Source organism: Caulobacter sp. DWP3-1-3b2 (genome assembly GCF_049896325.1).
Classification (GTDB): domain Bacteria; phylum Pseudomonadota; class Alphaproteobacteria; order Caulobacterales; family Caulobacteraceae; genus Caulobacter.
Map to the genome: position 1 here is coordinate 1 of NZ_JAFCUB010000012.1, position 23,898 is coordinate 23,898.

Below are 23,898 nucleotides of genomic sequence, written 5' to 3' on the forward strand. Positions count from 1 at the left end.
ACGGCAAGCCCGGCCCCATCGTCATGCTACGCGGTTGGCGCAGCCTCCAGGACCGCAAATGCGGCTGGACCCTGGCTAACTTACAGGCCACCCTCAGACATGTGTGAATCTGCTAGCCCACAGGGGGAGGATTTTCATGATCGACCCCCAACGCATCGCCGCCGATCCGACCATCTCGGCCTTCGTCACCGCCAATGCCGGCTCGGGCAAGACCAAGACCCTGATCGACCGGGTCGCGCGCCTGCTGCTGGCCGGCTCCACGCCCGAAGCCATCCTCTGCGTCACCTACACCAAGGCCGCCGCCGCTGAGATGCAGCGCCGGCTTTTCGAGCGGCTAGGCGAATGGTGCGTGACGCCCGACGCCAGGCTGCGCGAGCAACTGGGGGCGCTGGAGGGTCGGGATCCCGCCAGTTTCGGCCACCGCGAGCTATCCAAGGCTCGGGGCCTGTTCGCCAAGGCGCTGGAAACCCCCGGCGGGCTGAAGATCCAGACCATCCACGCCTTCTGTGAGAAACTGCTGCGGCGCTTTCCGCTGGAGGCCGGGGTGTCGCCCGGCTTCACAGTGATGGACGACAGCGCCTCGGCCGCCATCGCCCAGGGCGCGCTGCGGCAGGTGGCGACCTGGGTCACCGACCATGACGATCCCTACGCCCTGGCCTATGCCCGGTTCTCGGTGGCCCTGGACTTCGCGGCCTTCGAGGCGATGTTCGCCACCTTCGAGAGCCAGCGCGGGGCGATCGGCGCCTATCTCGAGGCCCAGGGCGGGCCGTCGGGCGCGATCGAGGATGTCTGGAAGGCCTGCGGCTTCCACTACGGCCCCAGCAGCGTCGAGCGGGTGGTCGCCGAGGCCATGGCCGAGCTGGACCGCGACCTGTGGGGCTCGGTCGCTGACGTGCTGCTGAACGGGACGAAGACCGACATCAAGTGCGCCGGCCTGATGGCCCAGATCGCCGGCGATCCGCACGCCGATCTCGACCAGGCCCTCGCGGCGCTGTTCACCGAGAAGGGCGTCGGCACGCCAATGACCTGGCCGGCCAAGACCTCGGGCCTGAAGTCCCGCGAGGATCTTCGTGCCCGCCTGATGGCCGAACAGGAGCGTCTTGACGAGGCCCGCGAATGGCTGCGCGCCGCCCGGGTGGCCGAGGACAGCAGTGATGCCCTGCGCCTGGCCGGCCTCTACATTTCCTCGCACCAGGTCGAGAAGGCGGCGCGCGGCGCGTTGGACTTCGCCGACCTGATCGACCGCACCCGCGTGTTGCTCACCGAGAAGGTCGATGCGGCCTGGGTGCTCTATAAGCTGGACGGCGGCATCGACCACATCCTGCTGGACGAGGCCCAGGACACCGCCCCCGACCAATGGGCGATCCTGCGGGCCCTGACCTCCGACTTCTTCGCCGGCGAGGGCGCTGCGCGGTGGAGGGCGGGGGAGGACACCCGGACCCTGTTCGTGGTTGGCGACGAGAAGCAGTCGATCTACTCGTTCCAGGGCGCCGACCCGCAGCGCCTGCTGGCAGAAACGCAGCAATATATCGCCCAGATCACCGCCGCCGACCGGGTGGGAAAGGCCGTGCCTCTGACCACCTCCTACCGTTCGACGGTGGAGGTGCTGAGCTTCGTCGACGCTCTGTTCTCGGCGCCGGAGACCCGCTCGGGCGTGCCGGCCCCGGCCGGCGAGGACGTGGTTCGCCACCAGCCGCACCGTATCAATCACAAGGGCTGCGTCGACCTGTGGCCGCTGGAGCGCGAGGCGCCGGGCGAGGAGCGCGAAGCCTGGGCGGCGCCGCTCGACGCCGAGAGCGAGCATGGCGCCAACCGCCGCCTGGCCGAGAAGATCGCCATCGAAATCGCGGCGCTGATCGCCCGCGGCGACGCCGTCTTCGACAAGGAAGACAAGGTCTGGCGGCCGGCTCATCCGGGCGATGTCATCGTGCTGGTTCGCCGGCGCAAGGCGTTGTTCGAGGAAGTGCTACGGGCGCTGAAGCGGCGCGGCGTGCCGGTGGCCGGCGCCGATCGCCTGTCGCTGTCGGCCCATATCGTGTTCGACGACCTGCTGGCCCTGGGCCGGTTCTGCCTGTTCCCGGACGACGACCTGACCCTGGCGGCCCTGCTAAAGAGCCCGTTCTGTGGCCTGTCCGACGAGGACCTCTACGCTCTGGCCAAGGGGCGCTCGCCGGACACGCTTTGGCGGGCGTTGGAGCGACGGGCCGCCGAGCAGCCGGTCTGGGCCGCTGCGCGCGACCTGCTGCGCTGGGCCCTGATCGAATCCCGCCGCAAGCAGCCGTTCGAGTTTTACGCCCTGCTGCTGGGCAAGGTGGACGAGAGCGTGCGCTCCAACCGCGCCAAGGTGTTGACGCGCCTGGGTCAGGAGGCCGCCGAGGCGCTGGACGAGTTCCTAGCCCAGGTGTTGGCCGCCGAGCAGCGCGGGGTGCGCGACCTGGAGGCCCTGGTCGCTGACTTCGCCAGCCTCGACATCGTGGTCAAGCGCGAGATGGAGGGGGCGCGCCGGGAGGTGCGAGTGATGACCGCCCACGGCGCCAAGGGGCTGGAGGCGCCGATCGTCTTCCTGCCCGAAACTACAATGAAGGGCGGGGCGCGGGGCTCGCCGCTGATGGCCACCCAGGACGGCGGCTTCCTGTGGTGCGCCAGCAAGGCCAATGACTGCGAACCCTCGGCCATGGCCCGCGAGCGCCGCGAGAAGAAGGACGCCGAGGAAGCTCTTCGCCTCTACTACGTGGCCCTGACCCGGGCGCGGGATCGGCTTGTCCTCTGCGGCCGGATCGACGCGCGGACCAAGGACGAGAACGTCGGGGGTTGGTACGCCGCCGCCCAGGCCGCCTTCGCCCATTCCGACATCGAACCCCAGGTGCGGGAGATCGGTGATGAGGGGCGACGGAGATTTGGTCCCGATCCCATGCGGGCCGAAGCCACGGCCGCGATCGCCGCGCCCACCGTCATCCCGACCCCACCCTGGACCCTGGCCCCCGCGACGCCCGAAACGCCCGCCGCCCGCTATGCCGCGCCCTCGACCCTGGAGGACGAGGCCAAGGGCAGTGCGCCGTCTCCCCTGGCGGCCGTCGAAGGCCTCGGCCGTTATCGACGCGGCGAGATCATCCACCGGCTGCTGCAGCTGCTGCCTGATCTGGAGCCCGAGGGGCGGCGGGCCGCCGCGACGCGTCTGCTCCAGGCCGAGCGCGACCTGACCGACGATCAGCGCCAGGAGATGGCGGGCGCCGCCTTCGGGGTGCTGGAGGACGACCGGTTCGCCCGGGTGTTCGGCCCCGGTTCGCGGGCCGAGGTCGCGCTCGCGGGGGGCGCCGCGCGCCTGCCGCCCGACCTGAAGATTTCAGGTCGCGTCGATCGGTTGATCGTGACGCCCGACCGGGTGCTGGTGGTCGACTACAAGACCAACCGCCCGTCGCCGGCCCGCATCGAGGAGGCCGATCCGGCCCATCTGTCGCAGATGGCCATCTATGCCGCCGTGCTGGCCGAGGTGTTCCCCGATCGACCGATCGAGGCGGCGATCGTCTGGACCGACGGCCCCAAACTCATGGCGGTTCCAGAAAAGGTTATGGCCGACGCCTTGGCCAGGCTGTTCTAGATCATTGCCGTGAGGGGCGCGGGCCCCTAAATCTTGCTGCAAGATGGGCGGCGAATCCCCGACCCTGACGTTTTTCTAGCGCGCCCGCCCCCGAGGCGCAGATGGAGCCAACCGATGAGCACCGTAGCGGTGACCGACGAATCCTTCGAACGCGACGTGCTGCAGGCCGACAAGCCCGTGCTCGTCGATTTCTGGGCCGAATGGTGCGGTCCCTGTAAGCAGATCGCCCCGGCCCTGGAGCAGATTTCCGAGGAACTGGCCGACTTCGTCACCGTAGCCAAGGTCAATATCGAAGACAGCCCCACGACCCCCTCGCGCTACGGCGTGCGCGGCATCCCGACCATGATGCTGTTCCGCGGCGGCCAGATGGCGTCGATGAAGGTCGGCGCCATGCCCAAGGCCAAGATCCTCGAATGGCTGAACGAAGCCGGCGTCAAACAGCCGGCCTAGGCGTTCGCCGCTCAGGCTAACCACAGCCGCCTGCCCCGCCGACGCGAGGTGGGCGGTTCGCCTTTAAAGCATTTTTCGAGCGAAGTGGTTCCGGTTCGCGTGAAGAAAAATGCGTCAAAACAGAAGATTAGAGCTCACGGCCTGACGCAGTCAGGTCGGGAAATGCTCTAGCGGCCGACCCGAGTTTGAATGGGAGCCTTCCGCACGGCGTTTTTCCTCGTGACCATGACGCACCCCGGCGGCGACGGCTGGGGCCAGCACGTCATTTCCCACGTCAACTATCTGCGCTGCCTGATCGATGCAGGGCTGATACGCGCCTCCGGGCCCGTCACAGGCCTGGGTAAGCGGGCCGGCTTCATCATCGCGACCGTGGACACCCGCGAGGCGGTCGAACGGCTGGTCGCCGAGGATCCCTTCGCAGTCGAGGGCTTGATCGACGACCTGACGATCGTGGAGTGGGACCCGTTGTTCGGGGCGTTCGCCGAAGACGCCAGTCGCACGAAGACGGCGTAGGCCCCCTTGCGGAGCGCCCTACTTTTTCCCGGACGTGACGATGAACGGCGACGCGGCGGCTGGCGCGGCCTTCTTGTCGGCCTTCGGTTTGCGGACTTCCTTGTTGGACTTTTTCTGACCCTTGGCCATGCGCGCTCCCTGCCAGGGCGCTCGCGCGCCGGGATGTCCAGCAGGCCGAGCCGTCCTATCGGCTTGAGACGACTTTAGGGCTTCGACGGACGCCCGCCTAAGGCTTTCGGCGGAAGCGCCGGGGAACATGCGCTTGTGCGTGTCCCCGGCTGGGCCCTCAGGCCGCCTTCTTGGCGGCCTTTTCCTTCTTGGGCTTCTTGTCCTTCTTGGCGACCTTCTCAGCCTTGGGAGCCTTGGTCTTCTTGACCTTGACCTCCGGCTCGCCGTGGACGTCGGACACAGCCATGTCGGCGAGCAACTCAAGGAAGCCCGCACGCTTGCTGGGCTTGAGCAGGGCCAGGATGCGAGCGTCGGCCATGGCCACCTTGGGACGGCTTTCCTCCAGCACGGCGGCGCCGGCCGATGTCAGGCTGACGGTGTTGGCGCGGGCGTCCAGGTCGGAGCGATGGCGCTCCAAATGGCCCTTGGTGATCATCCGGGCGACCATGTCGGCCAGGGTGGAACGGTCGATGCCGGTGGCGCGCACCAGGCCCGTCTGGGTGACGCCCTCGTTCTCGGCCACCGCCGCCAGAACCGCGAACTGCCGCTGGGTGACGCCGCCGGCGCCGCTCTCCTCGGCATAGATGTCGAGGGCCAGTTGCAGGACACGGTGCAGCAGGTGGCTGGGCGACCGCGTCAGGGCCCCGCCGTGATCCGCCCCGACGGACCTGCCGTCGCCCTTGTCGCCCTTGATCTTGGCCATAATCCGTCGTCCCTCGTTTCCGTCGACGGACCTTCAGGTACCACGGTTACACGTCGATTTGACGACAGATGGTCCGTGGGCTGTCGGTTGCCAACCTAGAAGCCGGCGTCCGGCGGTTCGGGTGTCTTGGCCTCGTCGCCCTTGGCCATGTGCTTCATCAGGAAGGGCACCTGGGTCAGGGAGAAGACGATGGCCAGGGGCAGCAGGGCGATGCGGAACTTTACCCACAGGTCGTTGCCCTGCACCGCAGGCATGCCGTTGGTGATGGCGATGACCACCTGATTGGCGACCGCCGCGAAGGTGAAATAGCCGCCATAACGCAGGGTGAGTGTGCGCCAGGCGGCGTCGGGCAGGCGCACGGCCTCGCCGATCAGCGCCTTGAGCGGCGCGCGGCCCATCAGCGTTCCGCCGATCATGAACAGGGCCAGGGCGCCGTTCACCACGGTCACCTTGATCTTCACGAACACGTCGCTGTGGAACACCAGGCCCAGGGCGCCGAAGATCAGGGCCATGACGCCGGAAAACAGCGGCAGCAGGGCCACACGGCGCTCGACGGCATAGCCGAGCGCCAGGGCCAGGGCCGAGGCGACGACCAGCACCCAGGTGGCGGTCTGGAAGTTCTTGGTGGCGAAGAAGGCCACGGCGAAGGCCACCGGTGCGCCGTAGTCGACGGCAGTGCGCACCCAGGCGGCGTTCTTCTTCTTGTCGGGCTGAGTGGCCAGTGCGGGCGCCGGCTCGGGGGGAGGAATCTCGGTCATGTCTAGTCCTCAAGCCCCACCAGCGAGCGCGAGAAGGCACGCGCGTCGAACGGTTGTAGATCATCGACGCCTTCGCCGACGCCGATCAGCTTGATCGGGCTGTCCGAGGCCCGGGCCACCGGCACCAGCACCCCGCCGCGCGCCGTGCCATCCAGCTTGGTCATCACAATCCCGGAGACGCCGACCTGGTTGCCGAAGATCTTCTCCTGGGCCAGGGCGTTGCGGCCCACCGTGGCGTCCAGCACCAGCAGGGTCTCGTGCGGGGCGTCGGGATCGACCTTCTTGAGCACCCGAATGACCTTGAGCAGTTCGTCCATCAGGCCTTGCTTGTTCTGCAGCCGGCCGGCGGTATCGATCAGCACGACATCATGGCCTTCGAGCTTGGCGCGTTCGACGGCCTCATAGGCCAGGGCGGCGGCGTCGGAACCGGGCGGACGGCTCATGAAATCGGCCCCTGCCCGGTCGGCCCAGACCTTCAACTGCTCCACGGCGGCGGCGCGGAAGGTGTCGCCGGCGGCGATCAGCACCTTGGCGCCCTTGTTGAGGGTCAGGTCGGAGGCGATCTTGCCCAGGGTGGTGGTCTTGCCCGACCCATTGACGCCGATGAACAGCACCACATAGGGCTTGGGACCCGACAGCGGGTCGAATACCCCCTCGCGGTCGGTCAATTCGGCGGCGACCAAGTCGGCCAGGGCTTCCTTGACCTCGATCTCGGTCGAGGACTTGCCAAACCGCGCCTTGCCGAAGGCGTCGGCGATGCGGGCGGCGATCTGGGGACCAAGGTCCGCCTCGATCAGCATCTCTTCCAGCTGATCCAGCTGTTCCTGGTCCAGGGGCTTCTTGACGAAGACGCCGGTGACCTGGTCGGTCATCTGCTGGGACGACCGGGCCAGGCCCGACGTCAGGCGCTGGAACCAGCCTTTTTTCTGCTCGGGCTTTTCGCTCATGGCGTTCCTTTAGAGCGTGGCAGCTGAAAGTGTGAGCGGTTTCAGCGCCCGCCACGCTCCAATCAAAGGGGATAGAGCCTGGGACAGGCTCTATCGGCCGTGGCATGAAACGCCAATGGACGCGCTTTCGACCACACTGTTCTGGCTGGATTACGCCGCCGTCGCCGTGTTCGGCGCGACCGGGGCGCTGGCCGCCGCCCATCGCAAGCACGACATCATCACCTTCGGCTTTTTCGCAGCCATCACCGGAGTTGGCGGCGGAACCCTCCGCGATCTGCTGATCGGCGCGCCGGTGTTCTGGATCCAGCGGCCCGGCTATGTCCTGGCCTGCCTGGGGGCGGCGGTGATCGTCTGGATGCTGGGGAAGCGCGGCTGGCGGTTCCGAGCCCTGCTGTGGCTCGACGCCCTGGGCATGGCCGCCTATTGCGTGGTCGGCACGGCCAAGGCGCTAAGCCTGGGCGTCCATCCGTTCACGGCGGTGATGATGGGCGTGCTGACGACCGCCTTCGGCGGGATCCTCCGGGATGTGCTGGCCGGGGAGCCGAACCTGCTGCTGCGCCGCGAGATCTACATCACCGCCGCCCTGCTGGGGGCGTCGGTGTTCGCGGTGCTGAGCCTGCTGCACGCGGGTTTCTGGCCGGCGGGGATCGCCGGATTTGTGGCCGCCTTCGGCTTGCGGGCCTGTGCGCTCAAGCTGGGCTGGAGCCTGCCGGGGTTTGCAGGCGGAGAGGAGAAGGCGTGAACGGACGCAAGCCGCGCTTCGAGGGTGAGACGATGATCGTCATTCAAGGTCGGCGCGCCGAAGACATCGTCTGGACCGTCATGGGTGTGGCCTATCTGGCGCTGTCGGTGAAGCGTCTACACCCTCTCTCCCTTCCCCTAGCGGGAGAAGGTGGCGGCGCAGCCGACGAATGAGGGATCGCATCAACCCGCCCGCCGCTTGCGGCTGATCCTCCTGTCAACCCCTCATCCGACATCGCTCAGCGAGCCCACATTTTCCCTCAAAGGGAGAAGGATCAGGTGTCGTGATCGGGATGCTGCCGGCTGACTACTACACCCGGCGGCCCCGTCGGCGGGCGAACCGGCATATCGGCCAGATGATCCATCCAGGCCGGACGACCCTCGACGGCCAATTGCACCGCCGGCTCGACCCGCGAGGGATCGTCGAAGGCAAAGACCGCCAAGTCGATCCGCTCGGCGCTCCATTCAAAGGTTAGCGGCGTGCCGCAGGCGGCGCAGAAGCCGCGCTTCACCTGGTCGGAGCTCTGGAAATGGGCCGGAGCGCCGCGCGTCCAGATCAGGTCGACGACCGAGACGGTGACCAAGGCCCCGAACGCTCCGGCGAAGGCCTTCTGGCACATTCGGCAATGGCAGATCGAGGCGCGGCCAGGCGCGCGGTCGACGCTGAAGCGCACCGCGCCGCATTGGCAGCCGCCGGTCAGCGCGGTCGTATCGGACATGGGAAACCTCCCTAGGCGGTGAGCTCGGCGATCACCCTCACGCCGTCGTGGCCGGTGACGCGAAAGGCAACGATCCGGCCCTGGGGCGCGGCACCCCCCAAGGCGGGATCGAAGGCGATCTCGGTGAAATCCTCGGCGCGGGCCACGCCTTCGCGCTCGACCAGGCCCGATAGAACGCGGCCCACCTGGCGCTGGAGGTGGCGTTCAAGCCCAGCCTGGCCAGCTTCCCGCAGGCGGCGGGCGCGGTCCTTGATCACTCCGCCCTTGACCGCCGGCATCCGCGCGGCGGGCGTGCCGGGGCGAGCGCTGTAGGGGAAGACGTGCAGGAAGGCCAGGCCCGCCTCCTCGACCAGCCTCAGAGTGTTTTCGAAGGCCTCGTCGCTCTCAGTGGGGAAACCGGCGATCAGGTCGGCGCCGAAGGCTGTGTCGGGGCGCACGGCGCGGACGCTGGCCACCAGCTTCAGGGCGTCCTCGCGACTGTGGCGACGCTTCATGCGCTTGAGCACCAGGTTGTCGCCGGCCTGCAAGGACAGGTGCAGATAGGGCATCAGCCGGGGCTCGGTCTCCAGCAGCCGAAACAGGTCGACGTCGATCTCGGCGGCGTCGATCGACGACAGCCGTAGGCGCGGCAGGCCAGGAACCAGCTTCAGGATTCGCCCCACCAGCTGGCCCAGGGTCGGTTGGCCGGGCAGGTCGGCGCCCCACGACGTCACATCGACGCCGGTCAACACCACCTCGTTATAGCCCTCGTCCGAGAGCCGGCGGACCTGGTCGACCACCTCGCCGGCCGGGGCCGAGCGCGAGTTTCCCCGGCCATAGGGGATGATGCAGAAGGTGCAGCGGTGGTCGCAGCCGTTCTGGACCTCGACATAGGCCCGGGCGCGGTCCTTGAGACCGGCGATCAGGTGACCGGCGGTCTCCCTGATCGACATGATGTCATTGACCCGAACACGGGTAGAGGTGTCCATCAACGCGCCAGGCGCGGCCTTTTCGGCGTTGCCGAGCACGAGGTCGACCTCCGGCATGGCGGCGAAGGCGGCGGGATCGATCTGGGCGGCGCAGCCGGTGACGATCAGCCGGGCGTCCGGCCGCTCGCGACGCGCCTTGCGGATCGCCTGCCGGGCCTGACGCACGGCCTCGTTGGTTACCGCGCAGGTGTTGAACACCACCGCGTCGGTCAAGCCATCGGCGGCCGCGCGGGCCCGGATGGCTTCCGACTCATAGGCGTTCAGCCGGCAGCCGAAGGTGACGATCGCCACGTCGTCGGGACCGTTGGAGACGACGGCCGGGCCGCCCTCCTCGCCCCCATTCTCATGTTGGGAGGTGGGGGCCGGCTTCGGCGGCCGGGAGATGAGGGTGTAGGTGGTCACGGCTTATCGACGAACGCCGCGAAGGCGTCCTTCCAGTCGGGGCGCCAGCGCGACAGGGCTGGGCGGTTTTCGATGATGTCGCCGATGGCCCAGGCCATGCGCTTTTCGTCGACGGCGCGGGGCACGTCGTTGTCGGGGCACAGGATGTAGAAGTCGCCGCGCTGGATGCTTTCCAGCATGAAGTCGACGGTCTGTTGCGGGGTCCAGGCGGCGGCGGGCTTGTCGCCGCCGCGCCGGGTCATGCCGGTGTGGACGAAGCCGGGGATCAGCAGGCGAGCGTCGACCTGGCAATCGACGATCTCGCGCAGGGTGTGGGCCAGCCCCTCAGTCAGCGACTTCACCGCCGATTTCGACACATTATAGGCCGTGTTGCCCGGCGGCTGGGTAATGCCTTGCTTGGAGCCCGTGTTGATGATCAAGCCGGGGCGGCCGCTGGCGGCCATCTCCTCGCCGATCACTTGAACGCCATTGATCACGCCCCACAGGTTGACGTCGAGGATGCGCTTCCACGGGTCCTCGCCCGAGAAGGCGTCGCCTCCGCCGCCAACCCCGGCGTTGTTCATCAGCACGTCGACAGCGCCGAATCGATCGACCGCTGCGTCGCGCAGGGTCTGGACCGCGGCGCGGTCGGCGACGTCGGTGGGCACGGCCAGGGCGCGCTCGCCGATGGAGTCGGCGGCCTTGGCCAGGGCGCGGCCCATGATGTCGGCCATGACCACGTTCATGCCCAGACCGGCGAAGGTCTGGGCGGCGGCCAGGCCGATGCCGTCGGCCGCGCCGGTGATCACGGCCGTCTTGCCTGGACCAATCGCCGGGTGGATGGGGGCGGTATGGACGCTCATGCCGCGACCTTCTCGGGCAGTTTGCCGCTGAATTCCATCGTCACGGGACCGGTCATGATCACGTGGCTGTCGCTGGCCCGCCATTCGATGGTCAGGGACCCGCTCTCGAACTCGACCCTGGCGACGCGGTTGGTCAGGCCCTTGCGGACGGCGGCCACCTGGGCCGCGCAGGCGCCGGTGCCGCAGGCGGCGGTCAGGCCCGCGCCGCGCTCCCAGACCTTGAGCCTGATGTGGTCGCGCTCAACGACGTTGGCGAAGCCGACATTGACGCCCTGCGGGAACAGCGGGTGGTGTTCGATCAGCGACCCCGTGCCGCGCGCCAGCTCATCGGTGGCCGGCGTATCGACAAAGAACACCACATGCGGATTGCCCATCGAGACGCAGCCCGGCGTGTGCAGGTCGGGGGCGTCGATCGGGCCGACCTGCAGCTCGATGCCGGTGGTGTCCATCTCCTCGGACAGCGGGATCTGGTCCCAGGTTAGGCCCGGTGGGCCCATGTCGACGGTGACCAGCTTGTCGCCGGCCATCTGGCCGGTCAGCCGGCCGGCCACGGTGTCGAAGGCCACGGCGGTCTTGTCCGACGACTGCATCAGCAGCCACGCCACGCAGCGCGTACCGTTGCCGCAGGCCCCGGTCTCCTCGCCATCCGAATTCCAGAACCGCACATAGGCGCTCGCGCCCTGCGCCCTGGGCGGATCGATGGCGATCACCTGGTCGCAGCCAATTCCGCCCTCGCCCCCATCCTTGCCGGGCCGTCTGGCGATGGCGCGGATGTCCTCCGCCGTCGGATGGAAGGGCTGGGAGGCGGTCTCAAGCACGACGAAGTCGTTGCCCAGCCCGTTCATCTTGAGAAAGGTGCGGCTCATGGTGCGGGTTATATAGTGGAAAACCTCGGCCGAGTCAGAGGTCAGGCCCAAGTGCGGCGTTCTTAGCGCGGCTTTAGACGATTGACCCGCGTGTTTTCGGCCACTCTGGCGCCATCCGTGATTTTCGTTACCGTCGCCCGGCCACCTGTCGCGACAGCCCTGGATCACTAGATGCGCAGACTGTTTCTCGTTCTCCTCGCCTCCACGAGCCTCATGACCCTTTCGAACACCGCCCAAGCCGCCCAGCCCGTCCCGGCTTCCGCCGATACCGAGGCGCGCACGCCCCTGGACCAGTTGGGTCAGAACGATCCCTACAAATGGATGGAAGAGATCGAGGGAGCCCGCGCCCTGGACTGGGCCAAGACCCAGAACGCTCGCAGCCTGCCCAAGCTGCAGGGTGATCCGCGCTATGCCGACCTTGAGGCCAAGGCCCTGGCGATCCTCAACGCCAGGGACCGGGTACCGGGCGTGTCGTTCGCCGGCGACGGGTCATTGCGCAACTTCTGGCAGGACGTCGATCACGTGCGCGGCCTGTGGCGCCGCACGACCTTGGACAGCTACCGGACGCCCGCGCCACAATGGGAGACCCTCCTCGACATCGACGCCCTGTCGAAGGCCGAGGGCGCCAACTGGGTGTTCAAGGGCGCCAATTGCCTGGCCCCTGACGAGACCCTGTGCCTGGTCACCCTGTCGGACGGCGGCAAGGACGCCGTCACCGTCCGGGAGTTCGACACGATGACCCGCGCCTTCGTAGAGGACGGCTTCGTGCTGCCCGAGGGCAAGCAGGACTATGACTGGATCGACAAGGACACCCTGATGGTCGCCCACGAATGGGAGCCGGGCCAAGTGACCAAGTCGGGCTACGCCTATGTGCTGAAGACCTGGAAGCGCGGAACCCCCCTGGCCTCGGCCAGGGAGGTGTTTCGCGGCACGGTCGATGACGTCTCGGTCAGCGGCTACACGCTGCGCGACGCCGACGGCGTGGTCCAGGCGGTGATGGCCAATCGCGCCACCAGCTTCTTCGAGAGCGAAAAATACCTGCTGACCGACGCGGCTCCCGTGCGGCTGAACCTGCCCGTGAAGAGCTCGATCCAGGGCTATGTCGATGGCCAGATGGTGGTGTCTCTGGAGCAGGATTGGGCCGAGGAGGGCTTCAAGACCGGCGACCTGATCAGCTTCAGCCTCAGGGCGGTCAAGGCTGATCCGGCCAAGGCCCAGGCAACCCTGGTGCTGCGCCCCACCGCCAAGCAGTCGGTCGAGTCGGTGACCAGCACCCGCGGCAGGCTGATCGTCGGCCTGTTGGACAACGTCACCGGCGTGGCCTTCGCCTATAATCACGGGCCCCTGGGCTGGACGAAAAAGAAGTTCGACCTCCCGGCCAATTCGACGATCGGTTTGGGCTCGGCCTCGTCGAAGGACGACCGCTTGTTCTTCAGCGTCACCGGCTATCTGACGCCCTCCACCTTCTGGCTGGCCGACGCCAGCTCGTTGAAGCTGGAGCAGATCAAGGCCTCGCCGGCCCGTTTCGACGCCGGGGCCCACGTGGTCGAACAGTTCGAGGCGACCAGCACAGACGGGACCAGGATCCCCTATTTCGTCATCCATCCCAAGACCCTCGCCATGGATGGCCAGGCGCCGACCCTGCTCTACGCCTATGGCGGCTTCCAGGTGTCGATGACGCCCGGCTATTCGGGCGTGATGGGCAAGCTGTGGCTGGAGCGCGGGGGCACCTATGTGGTGGCCAATATCCGCGGCGGCGGCGAGTTCGGCCCGGCCTGGCACAATGCCGGGCTCAAGGAGAACCGCCAGAAGGTCTATGACGACTTCTTCGCCGTGTCCCAGGACCTGATCGACCGCAAGATCACCTCGCCGCGCCATCTGGGGATCATGGGCGGCAGCAATGGCGGCCTGCTGATGGGCGTGGCCCTGACCCAGCGGCCCGAGCTCTACAACGCCGTCGTCGTGCAGGTGCCGCTGTTCGACATGATCCGCTACAGCCAGATCGGGGCCGGCGCCTCGTGGATCGGCGAGTATGGCGACCCGGCCATACCGTCGGAGCGGGCGGTAATCGCCAAGTATGACCCCTATACCAACCTCAAGGTCGGCCAGAAATATCCCGAGGTGTTCATCGAGACCTCGACCAAGGATGACCGGGTCCACCCGGCCCACGCCCGCAAGGCCGCCGCGAGGCTGGAAGAACTGGGCTATCCAGTGCTCTATTACGAAAATGTCGACGGCGGCCACGCGGCCAGCGCCAACCTGGCCGAAACCGCGCGCCGCCAGGCCCTGGAATATGTCTATCTGTCGAAGAAGCTGGTGGACTGAGGCTGTAAACCCTCATTCAATCTATCCAGAGCAAGATCGCCAAGAATTCCGGCTGCTCGTTCAGGTCGGATCGAGGTTGCCTTGAAGATCGACGTCGTCCCCGCCTTGGAACTGCCGCCGGAGGTCAGCGCGCGCTGGTCGGCCGCCCAGGCGGCCGAGCCGCGTTTCGACAGCCCGTTCCTGTCGCCGCAGTGGGTTTCGGCCGTTGCGCGGGCTCAAGGCCCCGACAGCGGCGTCCAAGTGGCGATCCAGCATGATACGGCCGGCCAGCCCGCGGCCTTCCTGCCAGTGCGCAAGCGTGGCGACATCGCCATGCCGGTCGGGGCGCCGATGTCGGACTACCAGGCCCTTGTGACCCATGGCGGTTTCCGGCCGGATCCGCGCGCCATGCTTCGGGCCATGGGCGTTTCCCGCTTCGACTTTTGCCACATGCAGGCCGGTGACCCGGCCTTTCGTGGGCAGGGACGAGGCGAAAGCACCTCCTGGATCATCGACGTCGCCGACGGCTACGCCGCCTACGAGGCCGAGCGCAAGGCGGCGGGGATCGGAGCGCTCAAGGACATCGACAAGAAGCGTCGCAAGGCCGAGCGTGAGACGGGCGCCGCCCGGTTCACCGCCCTATCGGAATCGCGCGAGGACTTCACCCAGCTCATCGCCTGGAAGCGCGCCCAGCTTGCCGCCACAGGCCAGACCGACCTTTTCAAGACACCCTGGGTCATGCGGCTGATCGAGGCCCTGTTCGAGGATCGCGACCCGGCGTTCGGGGGCGGCCTCTACACCCTCTACCTGGGCGACGAGCTGGCGGCGGCGCATTTCCACCTGCGCGGCGGCGGTACGATCCACGGCTGGCTGATCGCCCACGATCCTAAATTCGAGCGCTACTCGCCGGGCTTGCTGCTGTTTCAAGACATCCTGAAGAGCCTGGACCACAGCCCCTATCGCCGGCTCGACCTGGGCGCGGGCGATTATCGCTTCAAGCGCGATCTGTCTAACCATCAGCAGATGGTGGCTTTCGGCTTCCTGGGCGCCCCGTCGGTTTCGACCTTGGCGCGCAAGACCGCCTATCGCGTGCGCGAGATGGCCGAATCCCTGCCGCTGGGCCGGGTGTCGGCCCTACCGGGCAAGGCGATGCGGCGGATCGACGTGCTTCGCGGCCTGCGCTAGAGCATTTTTCGAGCGAAGTGGTTCCGGTTCGCGTGAAGAAAACTTCGTTAAACAGAAGGTTAGGGCTCACGGCCTGACGCAGTCAGGTCGGGAAATGCTCTAGCGCTGTCCCGATAGGCTGCGACGTCCTGCGACGCCCTTAGGCCGTATGGCTGATCAAGGCGATCAGCCCACTCCACAGCACGATGTTGAACGCCGCGATGGCTAAAAGCCAGCGGAGACGGCCTTGGCGACCATCCATCCGCGGGCGAAATACGACGTCGCGAGCCACATGACTCATGGTTTCCTCCATAGTCCTCTGCCGGGACTTGCCGCCGAGCAAACGATGGTTAATGGGTTCACGCAAGGGCAGTTGACTGCCTGTCCCACGGGTAAACGTCGCTATCCCGACATTGTGACCAGGGTTTTGCCTTAGAGACCGACGTGATTGACGCGTAGGGCGGGTGGGTCAATTCGCCCAGCTTCCCAGGCGCGGGTCCAGGCCAGGCGCTCGACCGATTCGCGGAAGGCGAAGCGCAGCAAGTGGTCGGCGACCACGTCCTCCAGTTTCGTGAGGTTCTCGAGCAGCGGCGCCTCGACGGTGATGTTCAAGCCATCGGGTTCGGCTAGCAGGACGCAGGTCCCGACCGGCAGCGGAATCCGGGCCGAGGTGGCGTCGAACGCCACCTCGAACCTGTGGCTCCAGTGCTTGGCCAGTTGGGTCATGTAGCGCGCGGCCTTGTCGGTGTTCAGACGGGCATGGCTCTGCATCGCTACACCCCCTCGATGGCGGCGGCCGCGTCGTCCAGCACCTTGGCGATTGCGGCGATCTGCTCGGGTGTCAGCCGGCCGGCGGTCAGTTTGAGGCGGAGCGCCGTCTTGATGTTCTCGCGAGCCCGCATGATCTGCGGCGAGAAGGCGGCGCTCTGGGCGGCGGCCTCGGCCATCCGGGCGAACAGCCCGTGCACGGGCTGGCGATTGCTTTCCAGGAAGGCCTGGCCTTCGTCGGTGATCGTGTAGAGCTTCTTGCCACCGCCGGCGTCTGCCGCCGTGACGTAGCCCAGCTCTTCCAGCAAGGTCAGGGTGGGATAGATCACGCCGGGGCTGGGGGTATAGGCGCCGCCGGCCGAGGTTTCGACGGCCTTGATCAGTTCGTAGCCGTGGCTGGGCTTGTCGGCGATCAGCTTGAGCACGACCAGGCGCAGATCGCCGTGGTCGAAGAACCGGCCCATGCGGCCGCCGCGACGATGATGGCCTTCATGGCCGTGGAAGCCGAACGGATGACGGCTGTGATGGCCCCCATGGTGACCCATGCGGCCTTCGGGATGGTGATGACGTCCAAACATTTTTAGATCCTGTTTCGTTACATCGAAGTTATAGATATATCGAAATTGGACTGGGGCAAGAGTGCTTTTAGATATATCTGATCATGCCGGGAAGGTGCTGGGGACATGCTCATGCGCATGTCCCCATTCGTAGACCAGCCTAGGCTCCCGGCGGAACCGGGAAGCCGCGATTGCGCATCAGGGCGCCGATCTTCACGTCACGGCCGCGAAAGCGGCGGAAGGCCTCGCCGGCGTCAAGGGTGTTGCCCACGCTCATGATGTCGTCGTGCAAACGCTTGGCGACGGCCTTGTCGTAGAAGCCGCCGGGCGCCTCGGCGAAGGCCTCGGCGGCGTCGGCGGTCAGGGTGTCGGCCCAGATGTAGTCGTAGTAGCCCGCCGAGTAGCCGTCGCCGGAGAAGATGTGGCCAAAGTGGGTGGGTCGGTGGCGCATGACGATCTCCGACGGCATGCCGATCTGCGCCATCGTCGCCGTCTCGAAGGCTTCCGGATCGATGACCTGACCCTGGGCCGCCAGATGGATCTTCATGTCGTAGATCGCCGAGGACAGATATTCGACGGTCGAGAAGCCCTGGTTGAAGGTGTGGGCCTTCTCGATCTTGGCCACGAGCTCGGCGGGGATCGGCTTGCCGGTCTGGTAGTGCACGGCGAACCTCTCCAGCACCGGCTTGGTCGGCAACCAGTGCTCGTTGAGCTGACTGGGGAACTCGACGAAGTCGCGGGCTACGTTGGTGCCGGCCAGGGTGGGATAGCTTACGTCCGAGTTGAGGCCGTGCAGGGCGTGGCCGAACTCGTGGAACAGGGTGACCGCGTCGTCCCAGGAGATCAGCACCGGCTCGCCGGGCTGGCCCTTCACGAAGTTGCAGTTGTTGGAGACGATCGGCGTCACCACCCCGCGGAATGTCTCCTGGGTGCGGTATTCGCTCATCCAGGCGCCCGACTGCTTGCCGGCCCGGGCGTAGGGGTCGAAGTACCATAGGCCCACGCGCTGACCGCTCCCTGTAACCTCCCAGACGCGGACGTCGGGGTGGCAGACCGGCACGTCGGTGATCTGGGTGAAGGTGAAGCCGTACAGTTGACCGGCCGCCCAGTGGATCGCCTCGCGCAGCTTCTCCAGCTGCAGGTAGGGCTTCACCGCGTTCTGATCGAGATCATAGCGCGCCTTGCGGACCTTCTCGGCATAGTGGCGATAGTCCCAGGGCGCGATTTTGAAGGTCGCGCCCTCGGCGGCGGCGACCTTCTGCATGTCGGCCACTTCTTCATGGACGCGCGCCACGGCCGGCTTCCAGACCTGCGTCATCAGGTCCATGGCCGCGTCCGGGGTCTTGGCCATGTTGTCGGCCGTGATCCAGTGGGCGTAGCTCGGGAAGCCCAGCAGCTGGGCCTTTTCGGCCCGCAGCTTGAGGATTTCGGTGATCACCGCCTTGTTGTCATGAGCGTCGCCATTGTCGCCGCGCGAGATCCACAGCTTCCAGCCCTTCTCACGCAGGTCGCGGCGGTCGGAATAGACCAGGAACGGCTCCATCGACGAGCGGGTGTTGGTGATCAGCCACTTCCCCTTCTGGCCTTTTTCCTCGGCCGCCGCCGCCGCTCCGGCCCGGATCGAGTCCGGCAGGCCCACCAGATCGGCCTGGCTTTCCAGCACCAGGCTGTAGCCTTCCTCGTCGGCCAGCTCGTTCTGGCTGAACTTGGTGTAGAGGCCGGCCAGGGCCTGGTTGATCTGGCCCAGCCGGGCCTTCTTGACGCCATCCAGCGCCGCGCCCTGGCGGGCAAAGTTGTTGTAGGTCACCCAGGTCAGGCGCTTCTGCTCGGGCGTCAGGCCGGCCGTCTCGCGAGCGTCGTAGACAGCCTTGATCCGGGCGAAGAGCTGTTCGTTCTGGATGATCTCGTCGGTGAAGGCCGCCAGCCTGGGCGTGGTGGCGGCCTCGACCTTCTGCATGACCGCGTCGTTCATCGTCGAGGTGAACACGCCAAACAGCCCGTTGACCCGGCTCATTGCCCGCCCGGAATCCTCGTATTCGGCGATGATGCTTTCGAAGCTCGGCGCCGAACGCTTGGCGGTCAGGGCAAAGAGCTTCTGGCGCTGCTCGGCCATCGCGACGTCATAGGCCGAGGCGAACAGATCAGGCTTGACCTTGTCGAAGGGCGGGACGCCGCCATGCGGACCCGTCCAGGGTGCGAGCAGGGGATTGGCTGGGGTCGCGGGGTCGGCGGCTTCACTGATGGCGGGCATGAGGACCGTGGCGCTGGCGGCGGCGAGGAACGAACGACGCTTCAAGGGGTGTCTCCGGGACAACGTTTGAAGATCAGCCTAGGCCACGCGAAAAGCGCCGTCACATGACACCGCTGTGACCCTTCACCACCGTGGACGGGCGCGGCGACGAAAGCTAAGTGTCGTCCCATGTCCATCGGCGTCTTCGACTCCGGCGTGGGCGGCCTCACGGTCCACCGCGCCCTCGTGAACCGTCTGCCCCAGGCGGACTTCATCTATCTGGCCGACCAGGCCAATGCGCCCTATGGCGGGCGGCCGGGCGAGGAGGTCGTCAATCTGACGCGGGCCGGGTGCGAGCGCCTGTTCGACGCCGGGGCCAGCGTCGTCGTCCTGGCCTGCAACACCGCCTCGGCCATCGCCCTGCGCCGCCTGCAACAGACCTGGCTGCCGGGCTATCGCAAGGCGCTGGGCCGGCCGGTCAATGTGCTGGGAATCATCGTGCCGACCATCGAGGCGGCCACCGGCCTGCCCTGGGAACACGAGGCCGAGCGGCGCGGCGACAAGGTCGAGCAGCTGGACGTGCAGGGGGTGTTCTCCACCCAGGGCACCACCAATTCTCGCGTCTACGAGATCGAGATCGACAAACGCAAGCAAGACATCGCGGTGTTCTCGCAGGCTTGTCCGGACCTTGTGCCGATGATCGAGGCCGACGCCGGGGCCGTGGACCTGGCCAAGGCCGTAGAGGGCTATGTCCAGGCGCTGAAGACCCGCATCGGGCGCTATCCCGACCGGGCGGTGCTGGGCTGCACCCATTACGAGATCATCGCCGACATCTTCCGCGCCGCCCTGCCGGCTGGCACCCCGATGATCCAGCAGCCGGCCGCCACGGCCGACGCGCTGGAGCGTTATTTCGAGCGTCATCCGGAGCTGGACCCTGGGACGGGCGGCGGCCGGGTGTTCCTGACCACCGGCGAGCCGGGACCTCAGAATGCGCTGGTCCAGACCTTCTGGGGTGGCCCGCTGCGGTTCGAGGCGGCTTAGGTCACGGACTTGCCCCCTACGGACCGCTTCGCGGTCGTCTTCGCCCATAGGGGAAGAGCTCCAAGTGTCCGAGGCTCCGCCCGCTCGCCGCGACAGACCGCGAAGCGGTCAGGTGGGGGCAAGTGCTGACTTGACGCTTATGGGTGAGGCGTCAACCTCAGTCCAACATCAGGAACGCCCCCATGAAACACCTGCTCATCGCCGCGACCTTGGCGCTCACCGCCGCCAGCGCCCACGGCGAAGTCGTCGACTCCCAGCCCAACGGGTTCGAGGTCAAGCGCGAGGCTGTGATCAACGCGCCGGTCGACAAGGTCTATGCCGCCCTGACCCAGCCTTCGGCCTGGTGGAACAAGGATCATACCTGGTCGGGTTCATCGGCCAATCTGTCGATGGCGGCGATGTCGGGCGGCTGTCTCTGCGAGAAGCTGCCCAATGGCGGCTCGGTGGTGCACATGACCGTGGTCTATGCCCAGCCCGGCCAGGGCCTGCGGCTGTTCGGCGGCCTAGGTCCGTTGCAGATGAGCGGCGCCAGCGGTCACTTGAATTGGACCCTGTCCGAGCAAGACGGCAGGACCACCCTGACCCAGACCTATGACGTCGGCGGCTACATGAAGGGCGGCCTGGACAGGATCGCGCCGGCCGTCGATCGCGTGCTCAGCGACCAGTTCGACCGGCTCAAGGTCTATGTAGAGACGGAAAAATAAATCCTCCCCCTCTGGGGCAGGTGATCACGTAGCGACCGAAGGAGGGAGTGGCAGGGCGTTCGCCGCCCAATCCCCCCACCGGCCTTCGGCCGCCTCCCCCACAGGGGGAGGGCTTAAAACTACCCCGCCGCCGCCAGGTCGTCGCTGGTGGCGCCGAGCAGAGCCATCTGCAGACGCGAACGGTCGCGACGGGCCGATTCCAGAGCGCCTTCGGCCAAGGCGGCTTCCGAGCGGATGCGCTCGATCTCGGTCTGCATTTCGGCGACCTTGTCGTCGTGCTGGCGACGGATGTCGTCCTGGGCGGTCTGCATGACGTCGAAGCGGGTGCGCAACTGGGCCGCGCGTTCCTCGGCCCGCTTGAGCGCCTTTTCGTTGGCGACGACGGTCTTGGCCAACTGGTCGGCGCGCTCGATGGCGGCGGCGCGGGCGGTGTCGACGCCGGCGTGACGGCCGCGCAGGTCCTCGACCTCGTCCTCCAGATTGCGAACCCGTTCCAGGGCGCGCTCCAAGGCGACATTGAGATCGCCGGCCCGGCGCTCGACGGCCTGCTGCTGGGCGCTGCTTTCGTTCAGCTTGGCCGAGATCTGGCCGTTCATCTCTTCAAGCTTGTCGGCACGACCGGTGGCGGTCTCCAGGCGGGTCTGCAGGGCCGACACCTCGGTGCGGCCGGCCTCGACCTGGGCCTCAAGGCCACGGATCGTGCGGGCGCTGTCGGACTGGAAGGTGGTCAGGGCGTTGTCGGAGGCCAGCAGGCGCGCGCGCTCGGCGGCGACCTGGCCTTCCAGCTCGGTCTCGATGCGCGACAGGCGGGCCACGTCGGAACCGGCCTGTTCGAGGCGCTTCTTCAGCGTGCCAGACTCCTCGACCAGCAGGGCGGTCTGCTGGTTCGAGCGCGCCAGGGCCGATTCGGCCTCGCCGCGACGGGTGTCGATGTCCTGGGTCTGCAGGCGCAGGGTGTCGACGTCCTGGGCCAGGTGCTCGCCGCGTGCGGCGGCGTCTCGCAGGGCGGCTTCCAGCCCGCCGACCTTCAGGTCGGACTGCAGCAGGCCGTTGCGCAGCCGATCGATCTCGAGCGCCCCGTCTTCCAGGGCCACGTCGAGGGCCTGGCGTCGTGCGTCAGACTCGACCAGGCCGGCGTCGGAGGCGGCCAGCTTCGCGGAGAGCTCGCGCTCCTCGCCCTGGACGGCGGCCAGTTGACGAGCGGCGGTGTCGAAGGCTGCGCGCAGCGAGATCAGCTCGGCGTGCTCGCTACGACGGGCTTCAAACTCCTCGGCGACCGGACCGCGAATTTCAGAGAGCAGGGGCTCGATGGCCCGCAGGTGCTCGACCACGCGGCTGATGCTGTCGAGGCCGCCATGGATGGTTTCGTAGCGGACGCCGATCGCCTGGGTGGCCTCGATCAGACGGTCGGACGTCTCCGTGGACTCAGGACGGTCGTTCTCGGTCGCCAGCATCACCGGCTTGACGCCGCTCTTGGTGTTGCGATCGTTCTTCGACAGCAGCCGCATCTTGCCCACCTTTTAACGACCCGCGTAACGACGCCCATCGCGTCGAATCGGCCCGTCGGCCGCGCAGAATCATTTGCTCATTCGTTAACAAGATGCCCGGGGCCAAGATTGATGTCGAGGCGTAGATCGCGTGTCCGGCGAGAGGCGCATTGCCGCAGCGCCAAACCGACGAAAGCCGCCGCGTCGGCCTTGAACGGCGAACGCGGCGGCTTCCAGAACCGTGACGATGAGGGCGTTTCGCCCTAGGCGGCGGCCGACTGCGCCGGGACGGCCGGTTCCAGACGGATCAGGTAGTCGAAGGCCGACAGGGCCGACTTGCTGCCCTCGCCCATGGCGATGACGATCTGCTTGTAGGGCGTGGTCGTCGCGTCGCCGGCGGCGAACACCCCGGGCAACGAGGTCTCGCCGCGATAGTCCACCTCGATCTCGCCCCGATTGCTCAGCGCCACGCCGCTGTCCTTCAGCCACTCGGTGTTGGGCACCAGGCCGATCTGCACGAATACGCCTTCCAGGTCGACGCGATGGGCGCTGTCGTGGTTGCGGTCCTTGTAGGTCAGGCCGCTGACGCGGGTCCCGTCGCCGTGAATCTCGGTGGTCATGGCCGAGGTGACGATCTTGACATTGGGCAGGCTGGCCAGCTTTCGCTGCAGGACGGCGTCGGCCCGCAGCTGGCTGTCGAACTCGATCAGGGTCACGTGGGCGACGATGCCGGCCAGGTCGATGGCCGCCTCGACGCCGCTGTTGCCGCCGCCGATCACCGCCACGCGCTTGCCCTTGAACAACGGGCCGTCGCAGTGCGGGCAATAGGCCACGCCCTTGTTCTTGTACTCGGCCTCGCCGGGCACGTTGACATTGCGCCAGCGGGCGCCGGTGGCCAGGATCACGCTGCGCGAGGTCAGGCTAGCCCCGTTCTCCAGCTTGATCTCGATCAGGCCGCCCGGAGTTTGAGCCGGCACGAGGCCGACTGCCTTCTGCAGGTTCATGATGTCGGCGTCGTAGTCCTTGACGTGCTGCTCCAGGCCCGCGACCAGGCGGGGGCCTTCGGTGTGCGACACCGAGATGAAGTTCTCGATGGCCATGGTGTCGAGCACCTGGCCGCCGAAGCGTTCGGCCGCCACGCCCACCCGGATGCCCTTGCGGGCCGCATAGATCGCCGCCGCCGCGCCGGCCGGACCGCCGCCGACGATCAGCACCTCGAAGGCGTCCTTGGCCTTGATCTTCTCGGCCTCGCGGGCCACGGCGCCCGTGTCGAGCTTGGCCACGATCTGCTCCAGGCTCATCCGGCCCTGGCCGAACGGCTGGCCGTTCAGCAACACCGTCGGTACGGCCATGACCTGGCGCGCTTCGACTTCTTGCTGGAAGAGCGCTCCGTCGATGGCGACATGGGTGATGTTGGGGTTCAGGGCGGCCATGGTGTTCAGCGCCTGGACCACGTCCGGGCAGTTCTGGCAGCTCTGCGAGAAATAGGTCTCGAAGCGGAACGGGCCTTCCAGGGCGCGGACCTGGTCCAGCACCTCGGCGTCGAACTTCGGCGGGTGACCGCCGACGTGCAGCAAAGCGAGCACCAGCGAGGTGAACTCGTGGCCCAGGGGCAGGCCCGCGAAGCGGACGCCAACCTTGTCTTGGGGGGAATCCTTGGCGTCGCGCTCGATGGCGAAGGACGGCTTGCGAGCGTCGTCGCCGGCCAGATTCAGGCTGACCTTGTCGGAGGCCGCGGCCACGTCCTCGAGCAGGGCCAGCATGTCCTTGGAGCCCTGGCCCTCGCCCAGCGAGGCGACCAGCTCGATCGGCTGGCGCAGATTGCCCAGATAGGCCTTCAGTTGATCCTTGAGACCGGCGTCCAACATGACGTGCTCCAATGCGTGGCGTCGCCTCGGGGGAGGATGCGGCGCGAATTTCAACGAGGGTGCGTCACCCCGTTCGCGGGCTGGCGAAAGGGGTGACGCG

Annotated in this window: 23 protein-coding genes; 9 read left to right on the top strand and 14 right to left on the bottom strand. The window is 67.2% G+C overall.

The features are described from left to right. Nucleotides 1–136 precede the first annotated feature (136 nt). The 3 genes from addA (at nucleotide 137) to ACP7AG_RS10250 (ending at nucleotide 4,561) form a co-directional block, all read left to right on the top strand. Nucleotides 137–3,598 (top strand): double-strand break repair helicase AddA, encoded by a 3,462-nt coding sequence (addA, locus tag ACP7AG_RS10240; protein WP_426030732.1) that lies wholly within the window; start codon nucleotides 137–139, stop codon nucleotides 3,596–3,598. Between the two features lie 114 nt (nucleotides 3,599–3,712). Next, nucleotides 3,713–4,048 (top strand): thioredoxin, encoded by a 336-nt coding sequence (gene trxA, locus ACP7AG_RS10245; protein ID WP_426030733.1) that lies wholly within the window; start codon nucleotides 3,713–3,715, stop codon nucleotides 4,046–4,048. 225 nt (nucleotides 4,049–4,273) lie between these two features. Continuing rightward, entirely contained in the window at nucleotides 4,274–4,561 is a 288-nt protein-coding gene (locus ACP7AG_RS10250; protein ID WP_426030775.1) for a YciI family protein, read from the top strand. A gap of 18 nt (nucleotides 4,562–4,579) precedes the next feature. Here the strand turns inward: ACP7AG_RS10250 and ACP7AG_RS10255 are convergent, their stop codons facing one another. The 4 genes from ACP7AG_RS10255 to ftsY form a co-directional block, all read right to left on the bottom strand. Further along, complete coding sequence (locus ACP7AG_RS10255) at nucleotides 4,580–4,690, bottom strand: hypothetical protein (protein ID WP_426010221.1); 111 nt, start codon at nucleotides 4,688–4,690, stop codon at nucleotides 4,580–4,582. 157 nt (nucleotides 4,691–4,847) lie between these two features. Further along, nucleotides 4,848–5,432, bottom strand: coding sequence for a MarR family winged helix-turn-helix transcriptional regulator (locus ACP7AG_RS10260; RefSeq protein ID WP_426030734.1), 585 nt, complete (start codon nucleotides 5,430–5,432; stop codon nucleotides 4,848–4,850). A gap of 95 nt (nucleotides 5,433–5,527) precedes the next feature. Continuing rightward, nucleotides 5,528–6,190, bottom strand: a complete 663-nt coding sequence (locus ACP7AG_RS10265) for an inner membrane-spanning protein YciB (protein ID WP_426030735.1) — start codon at nucleotides 6,188–6,190, stop codon at nucleotides 5,528–5,530. Nucleotides 6,191–6,192: 2 nt separating this feature from the next. Then, nucleotides 6,193–7,137 (bottom strand): signal recognition particle-docking protein FtsY, encoded by a 945-nt coding sequence (gene ftsY / locus ACP7AG_RS10270; RefSeq protein WP_426010226.1) that lies wholly within the window; start codon nucleotides 7,135–7,137, stop codon nucleotides 6,193–6,195. A 115-nt stretch (nucleotides 7,138–7,252) separates the two neighbouring features. On the opposite strand from ftsY, the gene ACP7AG_RS10275 reads away from it, so the two are divergent. Both ACP7AG_RS10275 and ACP7AG_RS10280 read left to right on the top strand, forming a co-directional pair. Then, nucleotides 7,253–7,879, top strand: a complete 627-nt coding sequence (locus ACP7AG_RS10275; RefSeq protein WP_426010228.1) for a trimeric intracellular cation channel family protein — start codon at nucleotides 7,253–7,255, stop codon at nucleotides 7,877–7,879. Further along, nucleotides 7,876–8,052 carry a hypothetical protein gene (locus ACP7AG_RS10280; RefSeq protein ID WP_426010230.1) on the top strand — a complete coding sequence of 59 codons (177 nt, stop codon included), beginning with the start codon at nucleotides 7,876–7,878 and terminating at the stop codon, nucleotides 8,050–8,052. The genes ACP7AG_RS10275 and ACP7AG_RS10280 overlap by 4 nt, the downstream gene beginning before the upstream one ends. A 101-nt stretch (nucleotides 8,053–8,153) precedes the next feature. On the opposite strand, the gene ACP7AG_RS10285 is transcribed toward ACP7AG_RS10280, so the two are convergent. From ACP7AG_RS10285 to dapF, 4 genes are read right to left on the bottom strand one after another with little or no spacing between them, the layout of a single operon-like run. Continuing rightward, entirely contained in the window at nucleotides 8,154–8,597 is a 444-nt protein-coding gene (locus ACP7AG_RS10285; RefSeq protein ID WP_426030736.1) for a GFA family protein, read from the bottom strand. Nucleotides 8,598–8,608: 11 nt separating this feature from the next. Further along, complete coding sequence (gene mtaB / locus ACP7AG_RS10290; protein ID WP_426030737.1) at nucleotides 8,609–9,967, bottom strand: tRNA (N(6)-L-threonylcarbamoyladenosine(37)-C(2))-methylthiotransferase MtaB; 1,359 nt, start codon at nucleotides 9,965–9,967, stop codon at nucleotides 8,609–8,611. Further along, nucleotides 9,964–10,893 carry an SDR family NAD(P)-dependent oxidoreductase gene (locus ACP7AG_RS10295; protein WP_426010236.1) on the bottom strand — a complete coding sequence of 310 codons (930 nt, stop codon included), beginning with the start codon at nucleotides 10,891–10,893 and terminating at the stop codon, nucleotides 9,964–9,966. The genes mtaB and ACP7AG_RS10295 overlap by 4 nt, the downstream gene beginning before the upstream one ends. Beyond that, entirely contained in the window at nucleotides 10,806–11,675 is an 870-nt protein-coding gene (gene dapF / locus ACP7AG_RS10300) for a diaminopimelate epimerase (RefSeq protein WP_426030776.1), read from the bottom strand. The genes ACP7AG_RS10295 and dapF overlap by 88 nt, the downstream gene beginning before the upstream one ends. A gap of 171 nt (nucleotides 11,676–11,846) precedes the next feature. On the opposite strand from dapF, the gene ACP7AG_RS10305 reads away from it, so the two are divergent. Further along, a complete protein-coding gene (locus ACP7AG_RS10305; protein WP_426030738.1) occupies nucleotides 11,847–14,000 on the top strand; it encodes a prolyl oligopeptidase family serine peptidase in 2,154 nt (717 codons plus the stop codon). A gap of 81 nt (nucleotides 14,001–14,081) precedes the next feature. Continuing rightward, nucleotides 14,082–15,164 (top strand): GNAT family N-acetyltransferase, encoded by a 1,083-nt coding sequence (locus ACP7AG_RS10310; RefSeq protein WP_426030739.1) that lies wholly within the window; start codon nucleotides 14,082–14,084, stop codon nucleotides 15,162–15,164. A gap of 139 nt (nucleotides 15,165–15,303) precedes the next feature. Here ACP7AG_RS10310 and ACP7AG_RS10315 read toward each other — a convergent pair whose 3' ends face one another. The 4 genes from ACP7AG_RS10315 to ACP7AG_RS10330 form a co-directional block, all read right to left on the bottom strand. Further along, nucleotides 15,304–15,444, bottom strand: a complete 141-nt coding sequence (locus ACP7AG_RS10315) for a hypothetical protein (protein ID WP_426030740.1) — start codon at nucleotides 15,442–15,444, stop codon at nucleotides 15,304–15,306. 131 nt (nucleotides 15,445–15,575) lie between these two features. After that, nucleotides 15,576–15,914 carry a DUF2218 domain-containing protein gene (locus tag ACP7AG_RS10320; protein WP_426010241.1) on the bottom strand — a complete coding sequence of 113 codons (339 nt, stop codon included), beginning with the start codon at nucleotides 15,912–15,914 and terminating at the stop codon, nucleotides 15,576–15,578. Nucleotides 15,915–15,916: 2 nt separating this feature from the next. After that, nucleotides 15,917–16,489 carry a PadR family transcriptional regulator gene (locus ACP7AG_RS10325; RefSeq protein WP_426030741.1) on the bottom strand — a complete coding sequence of 191 codons (573 nt, stop codon included), beginning with the start codon at nucleotides 16,487–16,489 and terminating at the stop codon, nucleotides 15,917–15,919. A gap of 139 nt (nucleotides 16,490–16,628) precedes the next feature. After that, the gene (locus ACP7AG_RS10330; RefSeq protein ID WP_426030742.1) at nucleotides 16,629–18,764 is read right to left on the bottom strand and encodes a M3 family metallopeptidase; all 2,136 of its coding nucleotides are present in this window, start codon (nucleotides 18,762–18,764) and stop codon (nucleotides 16,629–16,631) included. A 123-nt stretch (nucleotides 18,765–18,887) separates the two neighbouring features. Between ACP7AG_RS10330 and ACP7AG_RS10335 the strand changes: the two genes are divergently transcribed. Beyond that, a complete protein-coding gene (locus tag ACP7AG_RS10335; protein WP_426030743.1) occupies nucleotides 18,888–19,739 on the top strand; it encodes a glutamate racemase in 852 nt (283 codons plus the stop codon). 182 nt (nucleotides 19,740–19,921) lie between these two features. Beyond that, complete coding sequence (locus tag ACP7AG_RS10340; RefSeq protein WP_426030744.1) at nucleotides 19,922–20,443, top strand: SRPBCC family protein; 522 nt, start codon at nucleotides 19,922–19,924, stop codon at nucleotides 20,441–20,443. Between the two features lie 119 nt (nucleotides 20,444–20,562). Here ACP7AG_RS10340 and ACP7AG_RS10345 read toward each other — a convergent pair whose 3' ends face one another. Continuing rightward, the gene (locus tag ACP7AG_RS10345; RefSeq protein ID WP_426030745.1) at nucleotides 20,563–21,951 is read right to left on the bottom strand and encodes an intermediate filament-like cell shape determinant CreS; all 1,389 of its coding nucleotides are present in this window, start codon (nucleotides 21,949–21,951) and stop codon (nucleotides 20,563–20,565) included. A 242-nt stretch (nucleotides 21,952–22,193) separates the two neighbouring features. Further along, nucleotides 22,194–23,798 (bottom strand): alkyl hydroperoxide reductase subunit F, encoded by a 1,605-nt coding sequence (gene ahpF / locus ACP7AG_RS10350; RefSeq protein WP_426030746.1) that lies wholly within the window; start codon nucleotides 23,796–23,798, stop codon nucleotides 22,194–22,196. Nucleotides 23,799–23,898 lie beyond the last annotated feature (100 nt).

What these genes read in the sequence shown, in the direction of transcription:
- addA (WP_426030732.1), top strand. Translation starts at nt 137, where the DNA reads ATGATCGACCCCCAACGCATCGCCGCCGATCCGACCATCTCGGCCTTC.
- trxA (WP_426030733.1), top strand. Translation starts at nt 3,713, where the DNA reads ATGAGCACCGTAGCGGTGACCGACGAATCCTTCGAACGCGACGTGCTG.
- ACP7AG_RS10250 (WP_426030775.1), top strand. Translation starts at nt 4,274, where the DNA reads ATGACGCACCCCGGCGGCGACGGCTGGGGCCAGCACGTCATTTCCCAC.
- ACP7AG_RS10255 (WP_426010221.1), bottom strand. Translation starts at nt 4,690, where the DNA reads ATGGCCAAGGGTCAGAAAAAGTCCAACAAGGAAGTCCGCAAACCGAAG.
- ACP7AG_RS10260 (WP_426030734.1), bottom strand. Translation starts at nt 5,432, where the DNA reads ATGGCCAAGATCAAGGGCGACAAGGGCGACGGCAGGTCCGTCGGGGCG.
- ACP7AG_RS10265 (WP_426030735.1), bottom strand. Translation starts at nt 6,190, where the DNA reads ATGACCGAGATTCCTCCCCCCGAGCCGGCGCCCGCACTGGCCACTCAG.
- ftsY (WP_426010226.1), bottom strand. Translation starts at nt 7,137, where the DNA reads ATGAGCGAAAAGCCCGAGCAGAAAAAAGGCTGGTTCCAGCGCCTGACG.
- ACP7AG_RS10275 (WP_426010228.1), top strand. Translation starts at nt 7,253, where the DNA reads ATGGACGCGCTTTCGACCACACTGTTCTGGCTGGATTACGCCGCCGTC.
- ACP7AG_RS10285 (WP_426030736.1), bottom strand. Translation starts at nt 8,597, where the DNA reads ATGTCCGATACGACCGCGCTGACCGGCGGCTGCCAATGCGGCGCGGTG.
- ACP7AG_RS10295 (WP_426010236.1), bottom strand. Translation starts at nt 10,893, where the DNA reads ATGGCGGGCCAGCGACAGCCACGTGATCATGACCGGTCCCGTGACGAT.
- dapF (WP_426030776.1), bottom strand. Translation starts at nt 11,675, where the DNA reads ATGAGCCGCACCTTTCTCAAGATGAACGGGCTGGGCAACGACTTCGTC.
- ACP7AG_RS10305 (WP_426030738.1), top strand. Translation starts at nt 11,847, where the DNA reads ATGCGCAGACTGTTTCTCGTTCTCCTCGCCTCCACGAGCCTCATGACC.
- ACP7AG_RS10315 (WP_426030740.1), bottom strand. Translation starts at nt 15,444, where the DNA reads ATGAGTCATGTGGCTCGCGACGTCGTATTTCGCCCGCGGATGGATGGT.
- ACP7AG_RS10320 (WP_426010241.1), bottom strand. Translation starts at nt 15,914, where the DNA reads ATGCAGAGCCATGCCCGTCTGAACACCGACAAGGCCGCGCGCTACATG.
- ACP7AG_RS10325 (WP_426030741.1), bottom strand. Translation starts at nt 16,489, where the DNA reads ATGTTTGGACGTCATCACCATCCCGAAGGCCGCATGGGTCACCATGGG.
- ACP7AG_RS10335 (WP_426030743.1), top strand. Translation starts at nt 18,888, where the DNA reads ATGTCCATCGGCGTCTTCGACTCCGGCGTGGGCGGCCTCACGGTCCAC.
- ACP7AG_RS10340 (WP_426030744.1), top strand. Translation starts at nt 19,922, where the DNA reads ATGAAACACCTGCTCATCGCCGCGACCTTGGCGCTCACCGCCGCCAGC.
- ACP7AG_RS10345 (WP_426030745.1), bottom strand. Translation starts at nt 21,951, where the DNA reads ATGCGGCTGCTGTCGAAGAACGATCGCAACACCAAGAGCGGCGTCAAG.
- ahpF (WP_426030746.1), bottom strand. Translation starts at nt 23,798, where the DNA reads ATGTTGGACGCCGGTCTCAAGGATCAACTGAAGGCCTATCTGGGCAAT.